An 18,873-nucleotide genomic window follows, 5' to 3' on the forward strand; every position below is an offset into this window, starting at 1 on the left:
GAGCAGAGACACGAACCTGCGCCGGATAGGCTCGAAGTCACGGCATTCGAACGACTGGGGGCACATGGATCTGCCCGCAGACGCCGTCCCCTTGGCATCGTGGCGCTTCACGGGGACGCTGCGCACATACCAGGCCGAGGTCCTCTCCCGGCTGACTCCGTCGGCAGACGGGCCCCTGCACGTCGTGGCCCCTCCCGGCTCCGGCAAGACGCTTCTGGGCCTGCTGCTCGCCGCACGCGAAGGCCATCGCACACTCGTGCTGACCCCGACGAACACGATCCGGCGGCAATGGCTGCGTGCCGCGCGAGAACTGGCGCCGCAGCCCGACGCCGTCTCCGACGACCCGGCTCGCCTCGCCGACCTCACAGTGCTCACCTATCAGCTGCTCAGTGTCACCGGCGACGGCTCCCCGTTCGAGGATCTCGCGCGCGCCGAGTGGGTGGACGAGCTCGTCGCCGCCGGACGCAGCGAAGTGGACGCGGCCACCTGGCTCGCAGAGCTGGCAGTGGACAACACGTCCGCGTACCGCAGCGGCATCCGTCGTCGGGTGCGTCGTCTGCGCGGCCGATTCGCGCGGCAGCGCCCAGACGAGCTGGCGAGCGTCCTGCATCCGAACGCCGTCGCGCTGATGGATTCGATCGTGGATGCCGGCATCCAGACGATCGTGCTGGACGAATGCCACCACCTGCTCGACCATTGGGCGCTGGTGGTCGCGTACCTTGCCGGACGCATCCGCGAGAGCGGCGGCACCGGGCTGCTGATCGGGCTCACCGCCACGCTCCCGTCACCGGATGACGAGGCGGAGTTCGAAAACTACGACCAGCTCCTCGGTGCGGTCGATTACGAGGTGCCGACTCCGGCAGTCGTCAAGGAGGGCCACCTCGCGCCGTACCGCGATCATGTGTGGTTCACCGAGCCCACCCCCGCAGAGGCGACGTTCATCCGCCGCCACGAGGCACTGTTGCACGAGCTGATGCTCCAGGTGCTGTCGACACCGGACGGTCTCTCCTTCATGGAAGAACAGCTGCAGCCTCGCGGCGATGGTGGGGATGCCGTGACGGACGAGGATCCGCTGGTCCGGCTCGACCGAGCACTCTCCGAAGACTTCGCCCTCACCCGCTCCTGCGCCGTGGTGCTGCGCGAGATCGCCCCGCAGCATCCCTTGGCGATCGCCCTGCCGGCGGCGCTGTTCGACCGATGCACCACGGACGACCTCCTCTCGGTGCTCGCACGTTTCGCGCACACCCGCCTGCTGGCGGACCCGGATGCCGGGGCGCAGTGGGAGTATGTGCGACGGTCGTTGGCGGATTTCGGCTACCACCTCACCGATCGTGGCATCCGACGCGGGCGGAACCCCGTCGAGACGACGCTCGCGTATTCCGCCGCGAAGGACCACGCGGCCGTCGACATCCTGCGCCTGGAGCTCGACGGCGCCGACGCCGATCGCATCCGGGCTGTGGTCGTCACGGATTTCGTCGTCCACGGGAATCACCGCGGCCAGGCCGGCGACGACGCTGCCGGCGCACTGCGCGTGTTCGACCTGCTCGCGCACGACCAGGCGACAGCCGCGATGCGGCCGGTACTCATCACGGCGGAGCATCTGCGAGTCCGCGACGGTGACGCATCGACGATCGCGGCCGCGCTGACCGAACTGCTCGGCACGCAGGTCGAGGTCTCCGACGGCGTCGGCGCTGTCCGCGACCTTCGTGCTCCGAAAGTCGGCAGCGGCCGGATCGTCGCGGCCGTGTCCGAACTGATCCGGCGCGGCGAGGTCCGCGTGCTGGTGGGAACGCGCGGACTGCTCGGCGAGGGCTGGGACTGCCCGTCGGTGAACACCCTCATCGATCTGACCGCGGTCGCGACGTCGGCGGCCACGCAGCAACTGCGCGGCCGAACGCTCAGGCTCGATCCCGCATGGCCGCAGAAGGTCGCCCATAACTGGTCGGTCGCCTGTCTGATCCCCGCAGACGTCGTTCTCGACGATCTGGCGGAGCCTCGCCGTCTGCGACGCAAGCACAGTCACCTGTGGGGGCTGGATGCCGATGACCCCACCCGCATCGTCGCGGGTCTCGAGCACGCCCTCACGACCGAGGCCGCCGAGGCGCTGGAGCGCGTGCTCGGCAAGGACCGGACGGCCACCATCGAGGATCTGAATCGGATCACGATCTCGGCTCTGCCGCCGCGCGCGCAGACGCACGTCGATTGGCGGATCGGCCATCCATACGTGCCCCGCGAGCGCGACGTGGTGTCGGTGCGCGACAGCCGACGCGCACCGCCGTTGTTCCGCACGGCGCCGGCCATCGCGGCCCGCGCACCTATGCGACTCCTCCTCGGCGGTCTGGGCGTCGGCACGGCCACCGCGATGCTGAGCGAGTGGGGTCTCATCTCGATCGAGCCGGCAGCGGGTCTCGGTGTGGCACTGGTCGGTGGTCTGCTCATCGCCGCATCGCTCTCTGCGCCGGCGTTCATCCGCTCGCTGCGCGACCGCGCGCATCCTGACGCGGTGTATCACGGGGCTGCCATCGCCGTCGTCCGCGGTCTGCGCGCGGCGGGCAGGATCGGGGAGCTCGACGAGAGCACGATCACCGCGCGGATCGAGGCGGCAAGCCCGGAGCGGATACGCATCGAGATCGGCGGGAGTGAGACTGACCGACGAATCATCGCCGACGCGCTGGAAGAGCTGTTCGCCCCGGTCCGCACCCCACGGTTCCTGCTGCGCGTCGACCACGGCGCTTCCGGCGGCTTCTGGCCGACGGCGTGGCTCGCCGATCGCCTCTCCCCCGGAAGAACGCTTCTCCCTGTGCCGCGCATGCTCGGTCGCCGTCGAGCGGATGCCGAGAGTTTCAGCGAGTACTGGGCGCAATGCGTCGGCGGCTGCTCGCTCCGCGAGCTGAACGGCCTCGAAGGAGCCGTGCTCCTCCGAATCGCCCGCACTGCGCAGAGCCGTCTCGACCCGACGGCGCCGAGGACTCGGATCTGGGGCTGACGCCGGTGTCGGCAGGAAATCCGCCGGAGCGGAGGCCGCTCCAGCGGGTTACGATCAATTCACGCGCACAGAAGCGCTGGGGCGAGAGGGAACGCATGGACGACACCGGACCCGAGATCACGGCCGAGCAGTTCCGGACGCAGACCTCTGCCATTCTGACGTCCGTCGGCGAGGTGATCGACGGGAAGCCGGATGCCGTGCGCAGTGCGCTGGCCTGCCTGCTGGCCGAGGGCCACCTGCTCATCGAAGACGTCCCCGGCGTCGGCAAGACGATGCTCGCCCGCGCGATCGCCGCGAGCGTCGACGCCACGGTGCGTCGCATCCAGTTCACCCCTGATCTGCTGCCGGGCGATGTCACCGGCGTCTCCGTGTACAACCCGGTCGACCGCGAGTTCGAGTTCAAGCCGGGTGCAGTGTTCGCGCAGATCGTGATCGCCGACGAGATCAACCGCTCGTCCCCCAAGACCCAGTCCGCTCTTCTCGAGGCCATGGAGGAGGGGCAGGTCACCGTCGACGGGCGCACGCACCCCCTGCCGGAGCCGTTCCTCGTCGTCGCGACGCAGAACCCCCTCGAGATGGAGGGCACCTACGCTCTTCCGGAGGCGCAGCGCGACCGGTTCATGATGCGCATCTCGATGGGCTATCCGGATGCCGCGGCAGAGGCCCTCATGCTCCGGCAGCGCGACAGCGTCAATCCGCTCGCCGCGATCACCCCGGTCGCCGACGCTCGCGCGATCAGGCGACTGATCGGCTTCGCCCGCGCGGTGCATGTCTCCCCCGCCGTCGAGGAGTACGCCGTCGCTCTCTCGCAGGCCACCCGCACCGATCCGAGCCTGCACCTGGGCGCGAGCCCGCGCGCCACTCTTCAGCTCGTTCGCGCGGCCAAGGTGTGGGCGGCTCTGGACGGACGCGAGTTCGTGATCCCCGACGATCTCACCGCGCTGCTCGTGCCGGTGTTCGCCCATCGGCTCCTCCCGGCCCGCGGCGTGCACCGTGCGGGTGCACAGCCCGTTGAGGCCGCGCTCGCTCAGATCGTGGACCGCGTGCGCGTTCCGCTGGCCGCCAGATTCTGACGTGAGTCCGGCCATGCCTCGACGTCGCTTTCTCACGGGCAGGGGTGCAGCCGCGCTCCTGACCGGTCTGCTGTTGGTGATCGCGGCCAATCTGACGGCAGCGCCGATCCTGCTCTACGTCGCGATGCTGCTGTTCCTGCTCGTCGTCTTCGCCGTCCTCGTCGTGCACGTCCCCCGGCGCACCGGTCCGGTGAGCAGACGCATCTCCACCGACCTGCTCACGGTAGGCGAGGTGTCGCAGGTGGCCGTGCGATTCGACATGCGCGCCCTGCGCATCCCGCTCGGCATCTGGCGTGACCAGCTGCCCCCCGCGGTGTCCGGCGACGCGACAGGCGAGTTCCCCACCGACAACGGCACCAGCATCCGCTATGCGATCACGGGCGTGCGGCGCGGCGTGTGGGCCGTGGGGCCGCTGTCGCTGCAGACGATCGACCCGTTCGGATTCGCTCAGCGCGTGCAGGAGTTCGGAGACACTCGCACGGTCACCGTGGTCCCCGAGGTCGTGCCACTGGCTCCGCTCAGCTCGAATTTCGGTGCGGCAGGCGGAACCGCGCACACATCATCCACAAGGCTCGGGCAGGGCAGCGACAACCTGTCTCCCCGGCGCTATGTCTCGGGCGATTCGATGCGCCGCATCCACTGGCGTGCGACGGCTCACCGCGGCGACCTGATGGTGCGCCAGGAAGAGGAGGAATCCAGTCCTGATGCGCTGGTCGTCCTCGATCGCACAGCCAGGCACTGGGACAACCAGCGCGAGCATGCCGACCCCGCGTTCGAGGCCGCCGTCTCCGCGTGCGCATCCGTCGCCCTTCATCTGGTGCAGGAGGGGTACAGCGTCGACGTGCTCGACTCGGCGGGCGCCGTGCTCGGCAGGCTCCGCGGGCACGAGGATGACCGCGACGGCCTGCTCGTGGCGCTGGCGCTCACGCGGCCGCAGGGTGAGGGCCGCGACATCATCACGCTCTTCGATGGAACGCCTCCCGGGCCGCTGGTGCTGATCACGGGGCACCTCGACGAAGAGGATGCTGCGCTGCTGCGCCATGGCGGGGCTGCGGCTCCGATCCTCCTCGCAACCGACCTCGGTCCCGGCGCCGGAGACGCCGCCGCCCGACTGGGGTGGTCGTCCGCTCCGCTCACGGAGGATGTCGCGGCCGCCTGGGAAGACGCGCTCCCGGCCCGCATGGCGACAGGAGGCGGTCATGTCGCCCGCTGAGCCGCCTCACGCACCGTGGGCCGAGGAGGCCGCTGCCGCTTACCGGCAGACCCGCACGCTGGCGATCGCCCTGCTCACAGCCTGCGCGGGGTTCGTCGCGCTGTGGCCGTACTCGTCGGTCATCGCGGCGGGCCCGTGGTCGCTCGTGAGCATCACCGTCATCGTCCTCATCGCCGCCACCGGCGCTCTGGTGCGTAACGTGGGCGCACGCCGCCGCGCGCGCGATGCCTGGGCCCTGCTCGCACAGCTGGTCGTCGCAGTGTGCGCGCTCACCTTGATGCTGGTCCCGCAGGGAGCCCTGCTCGGCATCATCCCGACCGGTTCGACCCTGCAGTCCCTGCCGCCACTGGCCGCCCAGGCATTCGAGCAGGTGCAGTTCGGCACCGCTCCGCTGAACGACACGCTGGCCATTCGCGCCATGCTCGCCGCGGGGTTCGCCGTCATCACGATCATCATCGACCACCTGATCGCTCAGCGGCTCACTCTGCTCGCGGCGGTCCTCGTCACCGCGGTCGGCGTGGCGCCGATGATCATCTCATTCGACGATGCCAACGTCCCGTGGTTCGTGGTGCTCGCGATCCTGACTCTCTTCCTGCTGCGTCACAGCGCTCGTCACGACGCCCGGAGGCCGCGGCGAGCATCGGTCGGGGTCGCTCTCGGCGTCGGCGCCGCGGCGATCACCGGCGCACTCATCATCGCTCCCGTGCTGCCGGTCTCTGCGAGCTGGGTGGGCACGGGGACGGCCGTCGCGCTGAATCCGTCGCTGCGGCTGGGAGACGACCTGCGCCGGCCGGCACCCACCGACGTCATCACGTTGGCTACCACGGCGGCGACGGCACCGTACCTGCGGATCGCCACCCTGTCCGGGTTCGACGGACGCGTCTGGCATGCGGATGAGGACGACACGCAGCCGCTGTCCGACGGCTTCGGAGACGGGGAGTGGGCAGAAGACGTCGCCACCACGGAACGGCGCACCTCGATCCGCGTCGTCGGCATCTCGAGTTCCTGGTTGCCGGTGCCGTATCCGGCGACGAAGGTCGCCGGCACCTCCTCCGGCTGGGAGATCATGCCCGGCAACCGCACCGTGGTCTCCGAGACGCGGAATGCGGCGGGCGAGGACTACACCGTGACGGCCGCCACTGTGCAGCCGACTCTCGAGCAGATCCGCGCATCCGCCGCCATCCGCGGCAACGAGGATCCGCAGGTCCCGGAAGACCTTCCGTCGGTGATCGCCGAGAGCGCCCGCGAGGTGACAGCGGGTGCCGAGACCGACTACGACCGCATGATCGCGCTCCAGGCGTGGTTCCGCTCGGAGTTCTCTTACTCGCTGGACGCCCCGGTTGACGGCGGCTTCGACGGCACGGGTGCGGACGCGGTCGCAGAGTTCCTCGATGTGCGCTCGGGATACTGCATCCACTTCGCCGGCGCGTTCGCATTGATGGCGCAGACTCTCGATCTTCCGGTGCGGATCGTGGTCGGCTACCTTCCTGGGCGTCTGACCGACGAGAAGCGCGGCGACGAGTTCGTGTACGTCGTCAGCAGCGATCAGTTGCACGCCTGGCCGGAAGTGCGTTTCGAGGGCATCGGCTGGGTGCCCTTCGAGCCGACCGCATCGCTCGGCGTGCCGACCGGGTTCCAGCCGGCTTCGGTGGAGGGCGGCCCGGTCACGGGACCTGCGACACCAGCGCCGAGCGCGGCACCCTCGACGACACCGACGAGCGGTCCTGAGCTCGACGACGAAACGGACGACCCTTCTGCCGCGGGCGGCGACGCGCTTCAGCGACTCGATCCCATGCCGGTCATGCTCGTGATCGGCGGTGCACTGCTGGTGCTGCTGCTTCCGGCGCTGATCCGTCTGTTCGTGCGGATGTGGCGCCGCTCACGCGCCCGAGACGGCGACGCCGTCATCGCGTGGCGTGAACTGCGTGCCACCCTGACCGATCTGGGTCTGCCGGTCTCGGATGCCGACTCTCCCAGGGCACGGGGCGCCGATCTTATCGACCGCGGCGCCGACGCCAGGGCTGTGCACACCCTGGTGGATGCTGTGGAGCGCGCCAGCTACGCCAGGGAGAAGCTCGACGCAGGCGATCTCGCGCCCGCACTCGTCCGTGTGAGCGCAGATCTGCACCGTCATGTCGACGCGCGTGTGCGCGTCACTGCACTGCTATTGCCGCGCTCGCTGTTCGCCGTCGACAGCTCGCGTCGGCCGGTGTTCTCCTGATCAGGCGGGGCCGGTCGCGTGCTCATCGCACGGCACCGCGTCGCAGCTCTCGCACACGACGAACTGGCGACGGCACGCGGCATCCGGGCAGTTCGCGGTGCGCTTGGTCTGCGCACCGCACCCGGCGCACGTGCCGATGACGGCGGTGTGGTCGCTGAAGTCCACCGATCCTCGCTTGTCGAACACGTAGAGCGAGCCGTCCCACAGGCCGTCGTCACCGAAGCGCTCCCCGTAGCGGACGATGCCGCCCTCGAGCTGGTACACCTCGCCGAATCCGCGCGCCGTCATGAGACTCGACAGCACCTCGCATCGGATGCCGCCGGTGCAGTAGGTGACGACGGGCTTGCCCTTGAGATCATCGTACGCTCCGGAGTCGAGCAGCTCGACGAAGTCGCGGGTCGTCTCGGTGTCAGGCACGATCGCACCGCGGAAACGGCCGATCTCGGCCTCGAGCGCGTTGCGGCCGTCGAAGAACACGACGTCGTCGCGTGCCTGCACGAGGTCGTGAAGCGCATCCGGGCTCAGGCGTGCGCCGCCACCGACGACTCCGTGCTCATCGACCCGCAGCTCCCCCGGCGCACCGAAGGAGACGATCTCGTCGCGCACCTTGACGCTGAGCTTGGGGAAGTCGACACTGAGGCCGTCAACATCGAGCCCCGTCCCCTCGCTCCATTTGATGTCGACATCCTTGAACGCCGGGTAGGAGCGGAACGAGCGCACCCACTTCTTCAGTGCCGGAAGGTCACCGCCGAGGGTTCCGTTGACGCCGTCCTTCGAGATGATCAGCCGGCCGCGCAGCCCGAGGGCCTCGCCGAGGTCGCGCTGCCACAGGCGGATCGCCTCGGGGTCGGCGAGCGGCGCGAACGCATAGAAGAGGACGATCTTGGGTGTGGCCACCCTGCGATTTTACGCGGGCCGCGATCTGCGGCGCCTGCGCGCCCATGCCCCTGCGGTCTCACTCGACAGGCACAGCAGCGTGATGGCCTGAACGGATGCCGTGAGCAGTGTCCAATCCAGCCCGAGCACGGCGCTGCCGTCCAGGTAGTCGATGGCCATGAAGACGATCTGGAGTGTGATCAGCACCATCAGCACCGCGCGCGATCTGCGGCCGCCGCGCAGGACGAGCCAGGCCATGATGAGCTGCCAGATCATGAAGGACGCGAACAGCGCGACGACGATGACGATCAGCACGCGTTCGTCTGATTCGGCGTCGACGAGCAGCTGCCAGAACGTCGCGTCGGTGACGACATCGACCAGTTGGATGACAGTGACGAGCGCGATGAGTGTCACTGCGGTGATCACCGGCAGCGGAGCTCGAGCGATCTGACGTGCGGTACTCGGATCGGGTTGCACCACGGCGACGGGCTCGGGCGGCACTGTGCGCGAGACGTCGACGATCGGGAGGTTCCCGTCGGTCACGAACCGGTCGCCTCCGCCGTTGCGCGAGTGGTAACCGGTGGTGAAATCGCGGAGCAGGCGCACACGGACGGCACTGTCCGCGGTCTGCGCCGTCGTGACCACATGGTCGCGTTCCACATCGGTGTTCTGGTCGATACGATGCGTGACCTGCAGCGTGAACAGCGACAGGCCGACGTCGGTGTCGTAGGTCGCCGCGCCCAGCCAATCGGCATGGGCACCGCCGGGCAGCAGCCACCCGGGCGGGCTGTGCCAGAAACGCACGTGGTGACGCTGCTTCGGATTGCCCTCCACCTCCTGCTGATACGCGACGTCGTGGCGCCTGCCGAACAGCATGAGCGGTGACACCGGCGCGGTCGAGTAACTGCGCCGGGTGAGGGTCGACACGATGATCCGCCACGTCGACAGGGCGGTGATCTCATCCGCCCGATGCCATCCGGCCGTGGTCATGACGTGGTCGAGCTGAGCCCCGGAGCCGTCCACTCCGAGGTTCACCGGATCACCGAGCAGCCCGTCGGCCGTTCGGGTGCGCCCGAAGAAGTAGTCGGGCACGTAGAGGTCGGAGAGCATCCTGTGCAGCCGAGGAAGCACCAGATACGCGGTGATCGCCCAGATCGGGATGAACCAGACCAGCGCCCACGGTGTGCGCACGCCCTGGATCGCGATGATCGCCGCGAGCCAGACCGCTGCCGCCGTTCCCACGAGGAATGTCGACCGATCGAACACGGTCGCCGGCGGCAGCGGCTGCTGCATCTGCAGCATCCATCGCCGGCGGTTCGGAAGCTCGTTCACCCGTTCCCCCTGTGCGAGTCGGCATCGGTGTCTCCCTCACCTTATGGCGCCGAGGGCGGCTGGCGCAGGCGGCTTCGGCGATCGGATAGACTGTTCAGGTTGTTCCCTGGTGACGTGTCCGAGCGGCCGAAGGAGCACGCTTGGAAAGCGTGTGTTGTGCAAGCAACCGCGGGTTCGAATCCCGCCGTCACCGCCAAACGACTGAAGGGCTCCGCGCCAGCGGGGCCCTTCAGTCGTTCACACCGCGAACCGCTCCCCGTAGCTGCGCCCGCCGTCTTCCGACGGCAGCCGCTCCATCCCGAGTCGCTCATAGAAAGCGGCCGCACCCGTGTTCTCTGGGTTCATGCCCAGGTGCAGCCCCTTCACGCCGCGACGGCGCAGCTCGGCGAAGAGCGTCTCGATGAGCCGACGCCCGAGTCCCTGCCCCTGGGTCTCCGGCAGCAGATCGATGTGCAGATGCGCCGGGTACTGCGCCGTGTTCGGATTCTGCCCCGGACCCCGCCGATACCCGTACTCGATCATCTTCTCCTCAGGACTCTCCGCATGGACCGGCCGGGGGAAGCGTCCTGCGAACTGCGGCCACCACTCGTCGCGGAACCATCGCTCGAATGCGTCGGTGTCGTCCGTGGCGACGATGTAGCCGATCGCTCGGCCGTCATCGGCCTCGACGATCCAGCACAGGTCAGGATGCCGTTCGACATACGGCACCGCGAACAGCAGCCCCCAGAGGTCGTCGTCGCTGAAGATCCCGGTCGCGTCGGCGCCGGCATCCGCGGTCTTCAGGCAGATCTCGAACATCGCCGGGCGATCCTCGGTGCGGTACGGACGGATGCTTGTCACTGACTGCTCCTCATCATGGCTCCACCGTATGTGCCGCGTCTGCCGCGATGCGCGGCCGACGCACCCACGCCAGCATGATCGCACCCACGATCAGCACGGTGCCGACACCGACCAGCATCCCGCCGATCGTGTCTGTCAGCCAGTGCACTGACAGCAGCGTGCGGGAGAAGGCCATCGTGAGGATCCAGAGCACACCGAGCAGTATCACCCACAGGCGCGGAACCAGCAGTACGGCGATCGCCGCGATCGTCGCGGCGTTCGCCGTATGCCCTGAGGGGAATGAACCGTAATCGGAGAGCACGAGCATCCCTTCGGGCCTGGAGCGGCCGAAAAGCAGCTTGAGCAGTTGCACCACCGCGACGCTGGCCAGCAACGACACCGCCACGAAGATCGCGGCCCGCCATCGCCGCGTGAGAAAGAGCGCTGCCAGGACCGCGAGCGGAACCAGATAGGTCGCGACCCAGCCGCCTCCCACGACGTTCATGACCTCTCCGAACCCCACCATCGCAGGGCTCTGGATGCCGACCATGAGCTGGTTCCAGCCGCTGTCGATCGTCGAGGGAACGTCAGGGCCCGGTGCGGTGATGGCCGCGCCGAGCGCCAACGCGGCAAGCAGAGAACCGATTCCCCACCAGAGCAGTGCCGGTCGTCGAGTCATCCGCCCATTCTCACCCACTCGAAGTCCTGGCGGCTACGGCGCGAGCATTCCGACCGTGCGCGGACGCACGATCAGCCACAGGGCGAGCGTGCCGACCACGGCGCAGCCGACCATGACCGAGGCCATCGTTGTCGCCGTGATGGCGCCTGCCGAGACGAATCCGACGACCGGCGAGATGATCGCGGCGATGCCGTTGTTGCTCGCGCCGAGGATCGATGCCGCGGTTCCAGCCGCCTTGCCGTGACGGTCGAGCGCGAGCACCTGCACGCAGGGGAATGAGAATCCGCATGCCGTCATGAACACGAACAAAGGGATGACGGTGCCCCAGAAGCCGAGGCCGACCTGGTCGCACACGATGATCGCGGTGCCGCTGAGCAGCAGCACCGCCGTCGAGAACGCGAGCACCCACTGCGGGCCGAATCGTGCGGCGAGCCGCGATGCGGCCTGTACGCCGAGCACGACGCCGACCGAGTTGACGGCGAACAGCCAGCCGTACTCCTGAGCGTTCAGGCCGTGCGTCTCCTGGAACAGGAACGGCGAGGCCGACAGATACGAGAACAGCCCCGAGAAGGTCATGCCGCCGATCACCAGCACGCCGAGGAACACCCGGTCGCTGAGCACGCTGCGGTAGCGCTGCCAGATCGTGGTGCTGCCGCGTTCGTGTCGTCGTTCCTTCGGGAGCGTCTCGGGGATGAAGATCAGCGCGGCCAGGAACATGACCGCGCCGTATGCGGCGAGGACGATGAAGATGCCGCGCCACGGCATCACGCCGAGCAGCCACGATCCGATCAGCGGTGCAGCCACGGGCGCGACGCCAGAGACCAGGGCGAGCCTGGACAGCATCACCACGAGTCGTCGACCGCCGAACAGGTCGCGCACCACCGCCATCGCGACCACGCCTCCGGCCGCCGCGCCGATGCCCATGACCACTCGTGCGCCACCGAGGAGCAGCAGATCGGGGGCGACTGCCGCGGCGACGCTGGCGAGCACGTGCAGCGCCGTGACCGTGACCAGCGGGATGCGGCGACCGACCTTGTCCGAGAGCGGACCGACGACGAGCTGACCGACCGCGAAGCCGATCATCGTGCCGGTGAGCGTGAGCTGGATCGCGGCCGAGGTCGTCTGGAAGTCGGACTCCAGCACCGGGAACGCGGGCAGATACAGGTCGATCGTGAACGGGCCGAGAGCCGTGAGCGCGCCGAGCAGGATGATGTACAGCACCCGGCGGCGATGCGAGATCGCATCGCCGGGATGCAGCATGATCGGCGCGGTCGCCGGGTTCGGGCCGAGTACCCGGATCGCACCGGTGGGCGTGCTGGTGCGGATCGTGCCGGTGATGGCGCGGATGCTGCCGGTCGGCGTGCGTTCGAGATCTGTGCGTTCGAGATCTGTGTGTTCGAAATCGGGAGTGGGGACGTCAGACGGCGTTGAATCGTTCAAGATCCCTCAATGCTACCCGCGTCGCTCTCCGCGCCGCAGAGCCGCTCAGACGTCGATGCGCGCCAGCCCCTGCTCGAGGTCGGCGATCAGGTCTGCCACGTCTTCGATCCCGACGGACAGTCGCACGACGTTCTCCGGCACGGCGAGGGATGTGCCGCGCACCGAGGCGTGCGTCATGTCCGGCGGATAACCGATCAGCGATTCGACGCCGCCCAGCGACTCCGCGAGCTGGAAGAGCTCGGTCGACTCGGCGAAGGCGCGAGCGGCATCGGGGCCCGCGGCGAGCGCGAGCGACAGCATCCCGCCGAAGCCGCTCATCTGACGCGCGGCGATCTCATGACCGGGATGCGAGGAGAGTCCGGGGTAGAACACCGTCTCGAACTCGGGGCGTGCCGCGGCCCACTCCGCGATCGCCTGCGCGTTCTCGCTGTGCTGGCGCACGCGAACCGCGAGGGTCTTGATGCCGCGGGTCGTGAGCCAGGCGTCCAGCGGCGCGGACACAGCACCGACCGCGAACTGCTGGAACTTCACCTGGTCGTAGAAGCGATCGTCGGCGAACACGACAGCACCGCCGAGCACGTCGGAGTGACCGCCGAGGTACTTCGTCGTGGAATGAACGACGAGGTCGGCACCGAGCGCGAGCGGAAGCTGCAGCGCCGGTGAGGCGAACGTGTTGTCGACGACCACGATCGCACCGGCCGCGTGCGCGATCTCGGCGGTCGCTGCGATGTCGACGATCTTCAACAGCGGGTTGCTGGGTGTCTCGAGCCAGACGATCCTGGTCTCGGGGCGCAGCGCCTGGCGGATCGCGTCGGCGTCGCCGAGCTCGACAGTGGTGGTCTCGATGCCCCAGGGTGCGAGCACCTTGGTGAGCAGCCGGTAGGTGCCGCCGTACACGTCGTTGCCGAGCAGCACGTGGTCGCCCGGCTTCAGGATGCCGCGCAGCAGTGCGTCCTCCGCCGCGAGACCGGACGCGAACGACAGAGCGCTCGCACCGCCCTCGAGCGCGGCGAGCTGCGTCTGCAGCCCGCTGCGGGTGGGATTACCAGCCCTGTTGTACTCGTATCCCTCGCGGAAGCCGCCGATGCCGTCCTGCACGTGCGTGGAGGCCTGGTAGATCGGCGGGATGATCGCACCCGTCAGCGGGTCTGGCGCTTGGCCTGCATGAATGGCACGGGTGGCGAAGGAGTGGTCGGACATGCCCTCAGCCTACGTCCGCCCGCCACAGCATCCGCCCCTGTTACGCAGGGTGACCAGGCGTCTCGCTCAGCGCGCGAGATAGGCGAGCAGATCCTGGCGGGTGAGCAGGGTGTGCGGCTTGCCGTCGATCGTGACGAGCAGCGCGTCGGCGTCGGCGAGCGCCGTGCGTGCCTGGTCGACGGATGCGTGGATGCCGACGAGCGGCATTCGTGCGCCGACATGCGCGCCGATGGCATCCGTCGGCTTCGCCTCGTCGCGGAAGAGCAGATCCAGCAGCCCGCGTTCGTCGACCGTGCCGACGACCTCGCCCATCATCACGGGGGGCTCTGCACTGAGCACGACGAGCTGTGAGACGTCGAACTCGGTCATCATCCTGATCGCGTCGAGCACCGTGTCGCTGGGGTGCGCGTGCACGAGGTCAGGGACGACGTTCTGCCCCTTCCGGAGCTCGGTGCGCGCGTCGAGCACGTCGGCGACCGTCTCCCCCTCTTCGACCTCGCTGAACCCGTACGAGCGCATCCAGGAGTCGTTGAAGATCTTCGACAGGTAACCGCGACCGCCATCGGGTAGAAGCACCACCATCACGGCATCCGCGGGCAGGGTTTTGGCCACACGCAGAGCGCCGACGACGGCCATGCCGCTCGACCCGCCGACGAGGATGGCCTCTTCACGGGCGAGCCTACGGGTCATCGCGAACGACTCTGCATCGTCGACGGCCACGATCTCGTGAGGAACGGCAGGATCGTACGAGCCCGGCCAGATGTCCTCCCCCACACCTTCAACGAGGTACGGGCGGCCGGTGCCTCCCGAGTACACACTGCCTTCGGGGTCGACGCCGATGATGCGCACCCGGTCCTCCGACACCTCGCGCAGATACCGCCCGGTGCCGCTGATCGTGCCGCCGGTTCCGACACCGGCGACGAAGTGCGTGACCCGGCCGTCCGTATCGCGCCAGATCTCGGGTCCGGTGGTCTCGTAGTGGCTGCGCGGGCCGTTCGGGTTCTCGTACTGGTTCGGCTTGAACGCCCCGTCGATCTCGCGCACGAGCCGGTCGCTGACGCTGTAGTACGACTCCGGACTGTCCGGCGGCACGGACGTCGGCGTCATCACGATCTCCGCGCCGTATGCGCGCAGCACATCGATCTTGTCCTCGCCGACCTTGTCCGGCAGCACGAACACGCACCTGTAGCCGCGCTGCTGAGCCACCAGCGCGAGTCCGACGCCGGTGTTGCCGCTGGTGGGTTCGACGATGGTGCCACCCGGTCGCAGCTCGCCTGCGGCTTCGGCCGCATCGATGATCCGCTTCGCGATGCGATCCTTCGACGAGCCGCCGGGGTTGAGGTACTCGAGCTTCACCAGCACCGTGCACTCCACACCCTCGGTGACATGCTGAAGCTTCACGAGGGGCGTGTCGCCGACGAGGTCGGCGATGTGCTCGGCGTAGTCCATGCTCCCAGGGTACGGCCACTGCCCGGTTCCGAGAGCTGTGTTACCCCTTGGTCGAACCCGCCAGCAGTCCTCGGACGAAGTACCGCTGCAGCGCGAAGAACACGATCAACGGAACGATGATGGACACGAACGCACCAGCGGTGAGCAGATGCCAGTCGTTTCCGCGGGTGCCGGTGATCTCGGCCAGCAGCTTCGTGATGGGGGCCGCGCCGCCGTCGGCGAACACCAGAGCCACGAGCAGGTCATTCCACACCCAGAGGAACTGGAAGATCGCCACCGATGCGATGGCCGGCATGGTCAGCGGCAGAACGATCCGGAAGAAGATCTGACCGCGCGATGCCCCATCGACCCGTGCAGCTTCGACGATCTCGCCGGGGATCTCCGACATGAAGTTGTGCAGCAGGTAGATCGCCAGCGGCAGAGCGAACATTGAGTGCGCGAACCAGACCTGTGCGTACCCACCCGATGCGCCGAGCGGCAGCGTCACCTGCAGGCCGAAGAAGCTCAGCCCCCTGGAGAACGTGCTCAGCAGCGGCACCAGCGCCATCTGAATGGGCACGATCTGCAGCGCGAAGATGAAGATGAAGAGGAAGTTGCGCCCCTTGAAGTCGATCCACGCGAACGCGTATGCGGCCATGGATGCGATCATCAGCGGGATGAGCGTGGCGGGGATCGTGATCGCGATGGAGTTCACGAACGACTCGATCATCGTGAGCTGGGTGGTTCCGGATGCGAGGACGTCGACGTAGTTCTCGCCGGTCACCTGGGGGTTGAGGAAGAACTCCCACCATCCGCTGGTGAGGATCTGGTCCCTGGGCCGGAACGAGGAGATGAACAGGCCGAGGGTCGGGATCGTCCACAGGAACGCGATGAGGATGGATGCGACGGATGCCCACGGCCGCGAGAGCTTCTTGCGGGTGCGTCCTGCCGACGCGTTGAGCTTGCCGCCCGTCGTGATCGCCCGGGTGCTGGTAGGAGTCGCAGTCGTCGCAGTGCTGGACTTCATCGTGTCGCTCATCGGATCTCCCGCTGCTTCTGGATCTGGCGTGCGTTGTAGATGACGATCGGCAGCACGAGGATGAACAGGATGACGGCGAGCGCAGCACTGCGTCCCGCCTCGAACTTGGAGAACTGCGTGTACATCTCGTTGGCGAGCACCGAGGTGTCGTAGTTTCCGGCGGTCATGGTGCGGACGATGTCGAACACCTTCAGCGAGGCGATCGAGATCGTCGTCAGGACGACGATGAGCGCCGGCCGGATGGCGGGAACGGTGACGGACTTGAATCGCTGCCAGGCGTTGGCGCCATCGAGCTCGGCCGCCTCGAGCAGTTCCATCGGCACCCCCTTGATGGATGCCGACAGGATCACCATCGCGAATCCGGTCTGCACCCAGATCAGCACGATGATCAGGAAGAGGGTGTTCCACGGTGGATTGAGCAGGAACTGCTGCGGCTCTCCCCCGAACCACACGAGGATCTGATTGAGCAGACCGATCTGCTCATACTGCGGACCCCGGTATTCGTACATGAATCGCCAGATGATGCCGGCGCCGACGAACGAGATCGCCATGGGCATGAAGACGAGGACCTTGTACACCTTCTCGCCGCGAGTCCGGTCGATGAACACCGCGTAGGCGAGACCCACGATCGTCGACACGGTCGGAACGACCAGCACCCACACGATCGTGTTGACCACGACGCGGATGCCGTCGGGCTGACCGAAGATCCAGGTGTAGTTGGCCAGGCCGACGAAGGACTTTCCTGACGAGTTCATGAACGACGAGACGAACGTCTGCAGCGACGGGAGGATCAATCCGACCAGCAGCAGGAGGAAGGCCGGCGCCAGGAAGGCGACGAGTTGGATCAGATAGCCCTTGCCCGCCCTGGAGCGGTAATCGAGGAGGAAGAACACGGCCCCGACCACCACCGCTACGCCGATCGCCCAGTAGTACGAACGGAAGAACCACATCACCGCAAGGGGGATCAGCAGACACATCGCCAGACGGATGAACGTGTAGATCCGTCCGGTCCGTGGGGCGATATCCACCAGGAGGAGGATGACGGCCACCACCACCGCAAAGGCGATGACGACGACCACCGCCTGCAAGACCGACGGCAGCGCGCCGATCCATCCGAAGAAGTCGATCGCGGTCACTGGATTCCCCTTCACAAGTGCGTGCAGATCTTCGTCGGTTCGCGCGACGATGCGTGAACCGGAGCGGCGGGTCGCCCCCAGGGCGACCCGCCGTCAGGCGATCAGCCCGCAGGCCAGCCGGTCTCGATCTGCTCGAGGACCGCATCGGTCGGATCGCCGTTCACCCAACCGACCATGCCCTTCCAGAACGTTCCCGCACCGACAGCGCCCGGCATCAGGTCACTGGCGTCGAAGCGGAACGTCGTGTCCGGGTCCTGCAGGATCTTGATGGTCTCCTGAAGGATCGGATCCTGAGCCGCGTCGGGCTCCAGTCCGTTGTTCGCCGAAGTGACACCGCCGAGGCTCACGCGGCTGTTCGCCCACTCAGGGCTGGACAGGTACGCCAGCACCTTCTGCGTGGCCTCGCTGTCGCTGAACGCGCCGACGATCTCGCCTGCACCGGTCACGGCCTTCTCATCCGCGCTCTCACCCGGAAGCATGAACGCCCAGACATCGCCGTCTTCGGCGATGTTCGTCCCCTCAGGGAAGAACCCCGACAGGAACGATGCCTGGTGCGTCAGAGCGCACGAGCCGTCGGCGACCTTCGGCGCGACATCGCCGAACGCGGTCGAGTTGATCGAGCGGACGTCACCGAAACCGGCGTTGACGTTCGCCGGGTTCAGAAGGATCTCGCCGACCGAATCGAACGCGGCCTTGATCTGCGGGTCGGTGAAGGGGACCTCGTTGGTGACCCACTGGTCATACACGTCTGGGCCCGCCTGGCGGAGCACGTAGTCCTCGATCCAGTCCGTTCCGGGCCAGCCGGTGGCGGTTCCTGATTCGAAGCCGGCACACCACGCCGGAGTTCCGGTCGCGGCCTGGATCGTCTCGGTCAGGGCGGTCAGGTCACCGAGGGTCTCGGGAACCTCGACTCCCCACTCGGCGAACTTCGCCGGCGAATACCAGATCCAGCCCTTGACGTTCGCCATCAGCGGTGCGCCGTAGAACGTTCCGTCGTAGGTGCCGTAATTGACCCAGTCCTCGGTCCAGTACTCGTTCGCATTCTTCTCGACCTCTTCCGGAGCCGGCTTGAGGAAGTCTCGCGACGCGAAGTCGGCGAACAGACCCGGCTGCGGGAAGATCGCGATGTCAGGAGGATTGCCGCCCTGTGCGCGGGTGCCGAGCTGCGTCTCGAAGTCCTGACTGCCCTCGTACTTGATCTCGATGCCGTTCTCGTCGGCCCAGTCGGCCCACGACTCCTGCAGCAGCTCCGCCTCACTGTCGACGATCGTGCCGTAGATCGTGACCGTGCTGCTTCCCCCATCGCCGCCGCCGTCGCCGCCTTCCGGCGCGCCAGGAGCCCCGCACCCTGCAAGCGCGATGCCCGCCACCCCGATCAGGGCCAGCGGCGCGAGACGCCGATTACGCTGTGACAGTCCCATGTGACTTCTC

Annotated in this window: 14 protein-coding genes and 1 tRNA gene; 5 read left to right on the forward strand and 10 right to left on the reverse strand. The window is 67.7% G+C overall.

The window, feature by feature from the left end; genetic code table 11:
* The first annotated feature begins 64 nt into the window (after window positions 1–64).
* From IEV67_RS14220 to IEV67_RS14235, 4 genes are all read left to right on the forward strand, one after another.
* Window positions 65–2,986, forward strand: coding sequence for a DEAD/DEAH box helicase family protein (locus IEV67_RS14220; protein ID WP_188437216.1), 2,922 nt, complete (start codon window positions 65–67; stop codon window positions 2,984–2,986).
* A gap of 95 nt (window positions 2,987–3,081) precedes the next feature.
* A complete protein-coding gene (locus IEV67_RS14225) occupies window positions 3,082–4,059 on the forward strand; it encodes an AAA family ATPase (RefSeq protein WP_188437217.1) in 978 nt (325 codons plus the stop codon).
* 13 nt (window positions 4,060–4,072) lie between these two features.
* The gene (locus tag IEV67_RS14230) at window positions 4,073–5,272 is read left to right on the forward strand and encodes a DUF58 domain-containing protein (protein WP_188437218.1); all 1,200 of its coding nucleotides are present in this window, start codon (window positions 4,073–4,075) and stop codon (window positions 5,270–5,272) included.
* Window positions 5,259–7,493 (forward strand): transglutaminase TgpA family protein, encoded by a 2,235-nt coding sequence (locus tag IEV67_RS14235; RefSeq protein ID WP_188437219.1) that lies wholly within the window; start codon window positions 5,259–5,261, stop codon window positions 7,491–7,493. The genes IEV67_RS14230 and IEV67_RS14235 overlap by 14 nt, the downstream gene beginning before the upstream one ends.
* Here IEV67_RS14235 and trhO read toward each other — a convergent pair whose 3' ends face one another.
* Complete coding sequence (gene trhO, locus IEV67_RS14240; RefSeq protein ID WP_188437220.1) at window positions 7,494–8,390, reverse strand: oxygen-dependent tRNA uridine(34) hydroxylase TrhO; 897 nt, start codon at window positions 8,388–8,390, stop codon at window positions 7,494–7,496.
* Between the two features lie 9 nt (window positions 8,391–8,399).
* Window positions 8,400–9,701: an LssY C-terminal domain-containing protein gene (locus IEV67_RS14245; protein ID WP_229703138.1), complete on the reverse strand. Its 1,302-nt coding sequence runs from the start codon at window positions 9,699–9,701 to the stop codon at window positions 8,400–8,402.
* Window positions 9,702–9,809: 108 nt separating this feature from the next.
* Here IEV67_RS14245 and IEV67_RS14250 point away from each other — a divergent pair.
* A tRNA-Ser gene (locus tag IEV67_RS14250) sits at window positions 9,810–9,897 on the forward strand.
* A 41-nt stretch (window positions 9,898–9,938) separates the two neighbouring features.
* Here the strand turns inward: IEV67_RS14250 and IEV67_RS14255 are convergent.
* The 8 genes from IEV67_RS14255 to IEV67_RS14290 form a co-directional block, all read right to left on the reverse strand.
* Complete coding sequence (locus IEV67_RS14255; RefSeq protein ID WP_188437221.1) at window positions 9,939–10,541, reverse strand: GNAT family N-acetyltransferase; 603 nt, start codon at window positions 10,539–10,541, stop codon at window positions 9,939–9,941.
* Window positions 10,542–10,554: 13 nt separating this feature from the next.
* Complete coding sequence (locus tag IEV67_RS14260) at window positions 10,555–11,199, reverse strand: phosphatase PAP2 family protein (protein ID WP_188437222.1); 645 nt, start codon at window positions 11,197–11,199, stop codon at window positions 10,555–10,557.
* A 33-nt stretch (window positions 11,200–11,232) separates the two neighbouring features.
* Window positions 11,233–12,459, reverse strand: coding sequence for a multidrug effflux MFS transporter (locus IEV67_RS14265; protein WP_188437268.1), 1,227 nt, complete (start codon window positions 12,457–12,459; stop codon window positions 11,233–11,235).
* A gap of 225 nt (window positions 12,460–12,684) precedes the next feature.
* Entirely contained in the window at window positions 12,685–13,839 is a 1,155-nt protein-coding gene (locus IEV67_RS14270; RefSeq protein ID WP_188437223.1) for a cystathionine gamma-synthase, read from the reverse strand.
* A 66-nt stretch (window positions 13,840–13,905) separates the two neighbouring features.
* Window positions 13,906–15,288 (reverse strand): cystathionine beta-synthase, encoded by a 1,383-nt coding sequence (locus IEV67_RS14275; RefSeq protein WP_188437224.1) that lies wholly within the window; start codon window positions 15,286–15,288, stop codon window positions 13,906–13,908.
* A 40-nt stretch (window positions 15,289–15,328) separates the two neighbouring features.
* Complete coding sequence (locus tag IEV67_RS14280; RefSeq protein ID WP_188437225.1) at window positions 15,329–16,306, reverse strand: carbohydrate ABC transporter permease; 978 nt, start codon at window positions 16,304–16,306, stop codon at window positions 15,329–15,331.
* Window positions 16,303–17,442 carry a carbohydrate ABC transporter permease gene (locus tag IEV67_RS14285; RefSeq protein ID WP_188437226.1) on the reverse strand — a complete coding sequence of 380 codons (1,140 nt, stop codon included), beginning with the start codon at window positions 17,440–17,442 and terminating at the stop codon, window positions 16,303–16,305. The genes IEV67_RS14280 and IEV67_RS14285 overlap by 4 nt, the downstream gene beginning before the upstream one ends.
* Before the next feature lie 101 nt (window positions 17,443–17,543).
* A complete protein-coding gene (locus IEV67_RS14290) occupies window positions 17,544–18,863 on the reverse strand; it encodes an ABC transporter substrate-binding protein (RefSeq protein ID WP_188437227.1) in 1,320 nt (439 codons plus the stop codon).
* Window positions 18,864–18,873: the final 10 nt, after the last annotated feature.

The sequence above is a fragment of the Microbacterium murale genome, assembly GCF_014635185.1.
GTDB classification, from domain to species: Bacteria; Actinomycetota; Actinomycetes; order Actinomycetales; family Microbacteriaceae; genus Microbacterium; species Microbacterium murale.

Excerpts from the sequence above, each read along its gene's own strand:
- IEV67_RS14225 (WP_188437217.1), top strand. The coding sequence starts at position 3,082 with ATGGACGACACCGGACCCGAGATCACGGCCGAGCAGTTCCGGACGCAG.
- IEV67_RS14235 (WP_188437219.1), top strand. The coding sequence starts at position 5,259 with ATGTCGCCCGCTGAGCCGCCTCACGCACCGTGGGCCGAGGAGGCCGCT.
- IEV67_RS14220 (WP_188437216.1), top strand. The coding sequence starts at position 65 with ATGGATCTGCCCGCAGACGCCGTCCCCTTGGCATCGTGGCGCTTCACG.
- IEV67_RS14280 (WP_188437225.1), bottom strand. The coding sequence starts at position 16,306 with ATGAGCGACACGATGAAGTCCAGCACTGCGACGACTGCGACTCCTACC.
- IEV67_RS14275 (WP_188437224.1), bottom strand. The coding sequence starts at position 15,288 with ATGGACTACGCCGAGCACATCGCCGACCTCGTCGGCGACACGCCCCTC.
- IEV67_RS14290 (WP_188437227.1), bottom strand. The coding sequence starts at position 18,863 with ATGGGACTGTCACAGCGTAATCGGCGTCTCGCGCCGCTGGCCCTGATC.
- IEV67_RS14230 (WP_188437218.1), top strand. The coding sequence starts at position 4,073 with ATGCCTCGACGTCGCTTTCTCACGGGCAGGGGTGCAGCCGCGCTCCTG.
- IEV67_RS14265 (WP_188437268.1), bottom strand. The coding sequence starts at position 12,459 with ATGCTGCATCCCGGCGATGCGATCTCGCATCGCCGCCGGGTGCTGTAC.
- IEV67_RS14270 (WP_188437223.1), bottom strand. The coding sequence starts at position 13,839 with ATGTCCGACCACTCCTTCGCCACCCGTGCCATTCATGCAGGCCAAGCG.
- IEV67_RS14260 (WP_188437222.1), bottom strand. The coding sequence starts at position 11,199 with ATGACTCGACGACCGGCACTGCTCTGGTGGGGAATCGGTTCTCTGCTT.